7 protein-coding genes are annotated in these 6872 nt (G+C 71.1%); 4 read left to right on the top strand and 3 right to left on the bottom strand.

Annotated elements, in window-relative coordinates:
* Positions 1-133: biliverdin-producing heme oxygenase (locus tag KBY71_RS14020; protein WP_254929513.1), on the bottom strand; the 133-nt coding region annotated here is incomplete at its 3' end.
* Between the two features lie 77 nt (positions 134-210).
* Positions 211-669, bottom strand: a complete 459-nt coding sequence (locus tag KBY71_RS14015; protein ID WP_254929512.1) for a hypothetical protein — start codon at positions 667-669, stop codon at positions 211-213.
* A gap of 165 nt (positions 670-834) precedes the next feature.
* On the opposite strand from KBY71_RS14015, the gene KBY71_RS14010 reads away from it, so the two are divergent.
* Genes KBY71_RS14010 through KBY71_RS14000 form a run of 3 tightly spaced genes read left to right on the top strand, consistent with a single transcriptional unit; the run spans position 835 to position 4972 of the window.
* Entirely contained in the window at positions 835-2280 is a 1446-nt protein-coding gene (locus KBY71_RS14010; RefSeq protein ID WP_254929511.1) for an NADP-dependent isocitrate dehydrogenase, read from the top strand.
* Positions 2277-3617: a (Fe-S)-binding protein gene (locus KBY71_RS14005; RefSeq protein ID WP_254929510.1), complete on the top strand. Its 1341-nt coding sequence runs from the start codon at positions 2277-2279 to the stop codon at positions 3615-3617. The genes KBY71_RS14010 and KBY71_RS14005 overlap by 4 nt, the downstream gene beginning before the upstream one ends.
* A complete protein-coding gene (locus KBY71_RS14000) occupies positions 3614-4972 on the top strand; it encodes an APC family permease (protein WP_254929509.1) in 1359 nt (452 codons plus the stop codon). The genes KBY71_RS14005 and KBY71_RS14000 overlap by 4 nt, the downstream gene beginning before the upstream one ends.
* On the opposite strand, the gene KBY71_RS13995 is transcribed toward KBY71_RS14000, so the two are convergent.
* Positions 4918-6348 carry a four-carbon acid sugar kinase family protein gene (locus KBY71_RS13995; RefSeq protein WP_254929508.1) on the bottom strand — a complete coding sequence of 477 codons (1431 nt, stop codon included), beginning with the start codon at positions 6346-6348 and terminating at the stop codon, positions 4918-4920. The two genes, KBY71_RS14000 and KBY71_RS13995, sit on opposite strands and share 55 nt — an antisense overlap.
* A 14-nt stretch (positions 6349-6362) precedes the next feature.
* On the opposite strand from KBY71_RS13995, the gene KBY71_RS13990 reads away from it, so the two are divergent.
* On the top strand, positions 6363-6872 hold a 510-nt coding region (locus KBY71_RS13990), incomplete at its 3' end, for an FAD-binding oxidoreductase (protein WP_254929507.1).

Raw genomic sequence — 6872 nt, 5'->3', positions numbered from 1 at the left:
CGGCCACCAGGGTGCGGTAGCTGGCCTTATCGACCACCCCCTTGAGGAAGCAGCTCACGAAGCCGGTGTTCTCCGCCATCGTGTGGGCCTTCTTGGTGCCTTCACGCAGTTGGGAAGCAAGGGCGACAGCCATCAGACGGGGGCGCTGCACGGGCGAGGGGCCAAATTAGGCGCGCCCTTTGCCGAGGCGAGCGCCAAGGTTGCGAAGGGTTACGCCGCCAGCGGCTGGTCGCCGTGCTCGGCGCCGCCGAACAGATCGAACAGCTCCCGGCAAAACTGCTGCAACTTCTGCGCCACCTCCGGCTGAGGCAGATGGCTGCCCGACGGCTGCCAGTCGCCCATGGTGGCCATCCGCCAGCGCTCGCTCTCGTAGGTGAGCCCGCGGATCACCACCCCGAGCAGCCGGGGCCGCGCATCGGCCGCTGGCCCCGGCGCCCCATCCAGCTGCAGCTGCACGAAAAACGAGCGGCACTGACTGCGGGGGCTCCAACCGGGCAGATGGAAGGAGAGATCAACGCTCTCCTGCTCGGCGAAGGCGCGGGTGAGGGGGTCGTCCCGCCAGGGCGTGAGGTTGGCGCGGGCGTCGGGGAAGTGACCGCGAAACAGGACCGCCACCGAGGCGATCGCCTGGGCCAGAGCCAGAGATCGGGCCTGTTCGGCGGCATTCACAGGGCTCATCCTGACGGCAGTTGGCTGCCCGTGCACCGTTCCATCGGCAGGTGCCGACAGGGGCCCAGGCTGTCCACCCCAGCACAACGGCCGTTCCGGCGGGGATCACACCAAACTTTTCTGCAGTCAGCCCAGGCATAGGCTCGCCCCAGTGATATCGCCGTGATGGCCACCAGCCCCACCGCCAGCTTCGAGAAGCTCACCGCCCCAGCTACGGGCACGGCCATCCGCTTTGAAAACGGCCTGCCGGTCGTGCCCAACGACCCGATCATTCCCTTCATCCGCGGCGATGGCACCGGCGTGGACATCTGGCCGGCCACTCAGAAGGTGCTGGATGCGGCGGTGGCCAAGGCCTACGGCGGTGAGCGCCGGATCGAGTGGTTCAAGGTGTACGCCGGCGACGAGGCCTGCGACCTCTACGGCACCTACCAGTACTTGCCGGAAGACACCCTCACCGCCATCAAGGAGTACGGCGTGGCCATCAAGGGCCCCCTCACCACGCCGATCGGCGGCGGCATCCGCTCCCTGAACGTGGCCCTGCGCCAGATCTTCGATCTGTACTGCTGCGTGCGTCCCTGCCGCTACTACGAGGGCACCCCCAGCCCCCACAAGCGCCCCCAGGACCTCGACGTCCTCGTCTACCGCGAGAACACCGAGGACATCTACATGGGGATCGAGTGGGAGGCCAACGACCCGGTGTGCCTCGATCTGATCAAGCACCTCAATGAGGTGGTGATCCCGGCCAACGGCAAGCTGGGCCAGCGCCAGATTCCGGTGGGGTCCGGCATCGGCATCAAGCCCGTGAGCAAGCACGGCAGCCAGCGCCACATCCGCAAGGCGATCCAGCACGCCCTGCGCCTCGAGGGCGACAAGCGCCACGTGACCCTGGTGCACAAGGGCAACATCATGAAGTTCACCGAAGGCGCCTTCCGCGACTGGGGTTATGAGCTGGCCACCAGCGAATTCCGGGCCGAGTGCATCACCGAGCGGGAGAGCTGGATCCTGGGCAACCTCGACAAGGACCCCGGCCTGAGCATCGAGGCCAACGCCCGCATGATCGAACCCGGCTACGACAGCCTCACCCCCGAGAAGAAGGCCGGCGTGGATGCCGAGGTGCAGGGCGTGATCGACGCCATCGGCACTTCCCACGGCAACGGCCAGTGGAAGGCGATGGTGCTGGTCGACGACCGCATCGCCGACAGCATCTTCCAGCAGATCCAAACCCGCCCGGCCGACTACTCCGTGCTCGCCACCCTCAACCTCAACGGCGACTACATCTCCGATGCGGCCGCCGCCGTGGTGGGCGGTCTGGGCATGGCCCCCGGCGCCAACATCGGCGACAACGCGGCCATCTTTGAAGCCACCCACGGCACCGCTCCGAAGCACGCCGGCCTCGATCGCATCAACCCCGGCTCGGTGATTCTCAGCGGCGTGATGATGCTCGAATTCATGGGCTGGCAGGAAGCGGCCGACCTGATCACCGCGGGCCTGAGCGCCGCCATCGCCCAGGGGGAGGTCACCTATGACCTGGCTCGCCTGATGGAGCCCCCGGTCGAACCGGTGAGCTGCTCCGGCTTCGCCGCAGCCGTGGTGAAGCACTTCGGCGGATGAGCCTGCCGGGCCTACCTGCTGGGGCCACCGACCCCTGCGTGCACTGCGGCTTCTGCCTGCCCACCTGCGCCAGCTACCGCGTGCTGGGCACGGAGATGGACTCTCCCCGGGGCCGCATTCACGCCCTCAAGGCGATTGAGGCCGGCGAGCTGGAGCTGGATGCCACCGTGGCCTCCCACTTCGACAGCTGCCTGGGCTGCTTCGCCTGTGTCACGGCCTGCCCCTCGGGGGTGCGCTACGACCAGCTGATCGAGGCCACCCGCCCCCAACTCAACGCCCCCGAGCTGCGCACGCCGGCCCAGCGGACCTTCCGCAAGCTGCTGTTCAGCCTTCTCCCCTACCCCAAGCGGCTGCGGGCCGCCCTGGCGCCCCTGCGGGCCTACACCGGCACGCCCCTACAGGCCCTGGCCCGCCGCAGCGGACTCACCCGGCTGCTGGGGCCCCAGCTGGAGGCCATGGAGCAGCTGCTGCCGCCCCTCGCCCCGGAGGCCTTCCGCGATGTCTTCCCGGCGTTGGTGCCGGCCCAGGGGGAGCGCCGGGCCCGGGTGGGCCTGGTGCTGGGCTGCGTCCAGCGGCTGTTTGACCCGGCGGTGAACGCCGCGGCCGTTCGGGTGCTCGCCGCCAATGGCATCGAGGTGGTGATCCCACCGGCCCAGGGCTGCTGCGGCGCCGTGACCCACCACCAGGGGGAACGGGACCAAACCCGCCAGCTGGCCCAGGCCCTGATGGCCAGCTTTGAGGCCGTGGTGGGTCCCGGGAAAGCCGCCGGCGCCGAACCGCTCGATGCGGTGCTGGTGGCCGCCTCCGGCTGCGGCCACACGATGAAGGCCTACACCCAGCTGGCCGGCAGCAGCTTCGCCGCACCCGTGGCCGACATCCAGGAATTCCTGCAGACCCTGGGTCTGAGCGAGCCCTTCCAGAGAGCGCTGAAGCCGCTCCACCACGCCGATGGCCGCCCAGCCAGCGCCGAACGGCCCCTCCAACTGGCCTTTCACGATGCCTGCCACATGCTCCATGGCCAGGGCATCAGCGAGGAGCCGCGCGCCCTGCTGCGGTCCATCCCCTACGTCCAACTGCGCGAGGCCAGCGAAGCCGGAGTGTGCTGCGGCAGCGCCGGCATCTACAACCTGGTGCAGCCCGAGGAGGCCGCCGCCCTGGGGCGGATCAAGGCCGACGATCTGTCCGGCACCGGTGCCGATCTGGCCGTGAGCGCCAACATTGGCTGCAGCCTCCAGATCCGCCGCCACATGCAGGAAGCGGCGCGGCCCATCCCCGTGGCCCACCCCATGCAGCTGCTTGACCGGAGCTACGGCAACGGCCAGGACCGGCCGGGTTGAGCGGCTCGGGCCGGCTGCTCAATATTTTGGGGCTGGGCTTCGGCCTGGCGGGTGCCGTGGGCGGCACGATCGGCGCGGGCATCCTGCGCACCCCTGGCCTGGTGGCAGCCCAGCTCCCCTCCGCCCCGCTGGTGCTGGCGGCCTGGCTGGTGGGCGGCATCTATGCCCTGCTCGGGGCGGTGTGCATCGCCGAACTGGCCGCCAGCCTGCCCCAGGCTGGTGGCTGGTATGTGTACGCGGAGCGGGCCTTCGGGCGGCGGGCGGGATTCCTGGTGGGCTGGACCGACTGGGTGGCCCACTGCATCGGCCTGGCCTGGGTGGCCACCACGGTGGGGGAGTACGGCCAGGTTCTGCTGCCATCGCCGTTCCGGGAGGGCGCCAGCGGGGCCCAGGCCCTGGCCCTACTGGCCATCGGTCTGTTCACCTTGATCCAGCTGCGGGGCCTGCGGGCCGGCAGCACCAGCCAGGAGCTGCTCAGCCTGGCCAAGGCGGTGGCGTTCCTCGGCCTGGTGGCGGCCTGCTTCCTGCTCCCCGCCGCCGGGGAGACCCCAGGGACGGGCCTGGCCGCGAGCCTGGAGACGGTCACGGCAGGGGGCTGGCGGAGTCTGATGGTGGCGGGTGTGCTGGCCCTCCAGGCCGTGATCACCACCTACGACGGCTGGGCCAGCCCGGTGTATTTCGCGGAGGAGTTCAGCGAGCCCGAGCGGGATCTGCCCCGTTCCCTGATCGGTGGGGTGCTGGCGGTGATGGCGCTCTATCTGCTGATCAACCTGGCCCTGCTGCACGTGCTGCCGATCGCCCAACTGGCCAGCTCGAACCTGCCGGCCGCCGCCGCGGGGCGAGCCCTGGCCGGCCCCCTGGGGGGGCACCTGATCACGGCCGTGGCCCTGGTGTCGCTGCTGGGGCTGATCAACACCGTGGTGATGGCGGCGCCCCGGATCCTCTACGGCCTGGGCCGCGATGGCCTGCTGCCGGACTGGGCCACGGCGGTGAACGAGGGCGGTACCCCCACCGTCGCCCTGCTGATCACCAGCGCAACCGCCGCGGCCCTGGTGCTGGCGGGCTCCTTTGAACGGCTGCTGGCCATGGGGGCCGTGCTCTACGTGAGCCTGCCGCTGGCGGGCATCGCCGCGCTGCTGGCCCTGCGCTGGCGCGAACCGGAGCTGCCGCGGCCCTTCCGCACCTGGGGCTACCCCCTCACCCCCCTCCTCGTAGCGGCGGTGTCGCTGGCCTTTCTAGTGGGCACCGTTCTGGGCGATCGGGCCGACAGCCTGACCGCCCTGGCCCTGGTGGCCCTCGGTTACGGCGGCTCGCTGCTGGCGGAGCGCCTGGCAGCCGCTGACGGGTCGGGCTGACTGCCCCCATCCGGCTCAGCCTGCGGGTCCAATCCCTCCATGCAGCGCCAGGCCTGCCGCAGGGTGCCGGCATCGCCCAGATTGCCCGGGAAGGTGAGCACCGGCAGCTGGGGCACGGCCGCCTCCACTGGCGTCAGCACCAGCGACAGACCGGGCAGCAGCTGACCCTGCAGCTCCACCGCCGCCAGGCCCAGGCCATCGGCCAGCAGGGTGTGGGTGGTGATGCCGCCCTTGCTGATCAGGTAGCCCAGCTGGGGGGCCAGGGCCGCCGCCAGCCGGGCCATCAAGGCCGCCAGGCCATCCCCGAGGCGGCGGCGCTCCACCGCCGAGCCGCAGCAGAGCTCACCCCGACTCGTGAACAGCACCGGCGTGTGTCCGTCGGCCAGCAGGGCCTGGAGCTGCACCAGCCAGTCCTGCTCCAGGGAGGCCAGCAGGGGTTCGGACAGCGGCCCCTCCAGCACCCGCGCCAACCGGGCCACGGGCAGCTCGATCCCGGCGCAACCGGGCTCCCGCAGCAACTGCTCCAGCTGGGCATCGGCCAGGGGCACATGGGAGCCCACCAGCACCAGCCCCGGCAGCGGCTTCCCGCCAAGGCCCCGTCGGCGCCCCTGGGCTAGGCCAGACGCATTCCGGGGCTGGGGCGGCAGCTCGGCCAGGGCCTGGATCCAGCTGGCCGCGGACTGGGCCAGCACGGGACGCGACGAGGCGCGCACCACCCCAGCCAGGGCGGCCAGTTGTGGGGGCCGCTGGGCATCCACGGCCACCACGGGCTGGTTCTGCCAACCAGCCAAACGGGCCGCCAAGGCCTGGCCGCCGTCCGCGGCAGCGCGCTCGAGCTCGGCAGCGTCAAGACGTTGCACCTGCTGGGCGGGCATGCGGCCGCCGCTCTTCTCCTCCACCCAGGCGGGCAGATAGCTCGTGCCGTAGCCGAACAGGCCATCGCGGGCAAAGGGGGTCTGATCCACGGGCTGGCCGTGCAGGAGGTGCACCCCGCCCACGGTGGTGCGCCCACCCTCCAGAAACGCGGGGATCAGCAGGGTGGCGGCGAACGGACCCAACTCCGCGCTGATCACATCCACCTCCAGGGGGAAATGGCCGCGCAGGGTGGAGTCGCCGCGGCTCACCAACCACCAGCGGGCGATGCCAGCAGCCGGCAGGGCCGCCGCCAGGGCCCGGCAGATCTGGCGCACCCGCTCAGCGGCAGCCTGGGGCGCCAGGGCCCGGGTGTTGGCCAGCAGAAACAGCAGCGGCGAGGGGTGCTCCAACCCCGCCGCCAGGGTGGCCGGATCCCAGCGCAGCAGCAGGGGGCAGCTGTGCACCGTCTGGGAGCCGGTGGGGTCATCGTCGATGACCAGGATTTTGAAGGGGGCGGCCATGGCACCATCGTGCCGTGATCACCCCCGAGCCCCGTGAGCTGCAGGAGCTGGTGCGCGAGCTGCACCGGCAGGCCACGCCGTGGCAACCCGCTGGCCTGGGCAGCCGCCTGAGCTGGGGTCCGCCAGTGGCCCCCGGCAGCAGCACCGTGAGCTGCCGCCAGCTGGGCGGCATCGTCGAGCACAACCCCGGTGATTTCACCGTCACCGTGCAGGCCGGCACACCACTGGTGGAGCTGCAGGCGGAACTCGCCCATCACCGGCAGTGGTTGGCCCTCGACTGGCCCTGGGGCAGCGGCCCCAGCGGAGAAGCCAGCGGCAGCCTGGGCGGTCTGGTGGCCCGGGGCCTGGCCGGCGGCCTGCGCCAGCGCTATCTGGGCGTGCGGGACCAGCTGATCGGCATCGAGCTGATCCGGGCCGACGGCGTCCGCGCCCGGGCCGGCGGCAAGGTGGTGAAAAATGTGGCCGGCTATGACCTGATGCGCCTGTTCACCGGCAGCTGGGGCTCCCTCGGCCTGATCACCAGC

It is taken from the genome of Cyanobium sp. T1B-Tous (assembly GCF_024345475.1).
In the GTDB taxonomy this organism is placed as follows: domain Bacteria; phylum Cyanobacteriota; class Cyanobacteriia; order PCC-6307; family Cyanobiaceae; genus Cyanobium_A.
The sequence above is the reverse complement of the archived record's forward strand: the minus strand, read 5'-3'. Positions and strand labels throughout refer to the sequence as shown.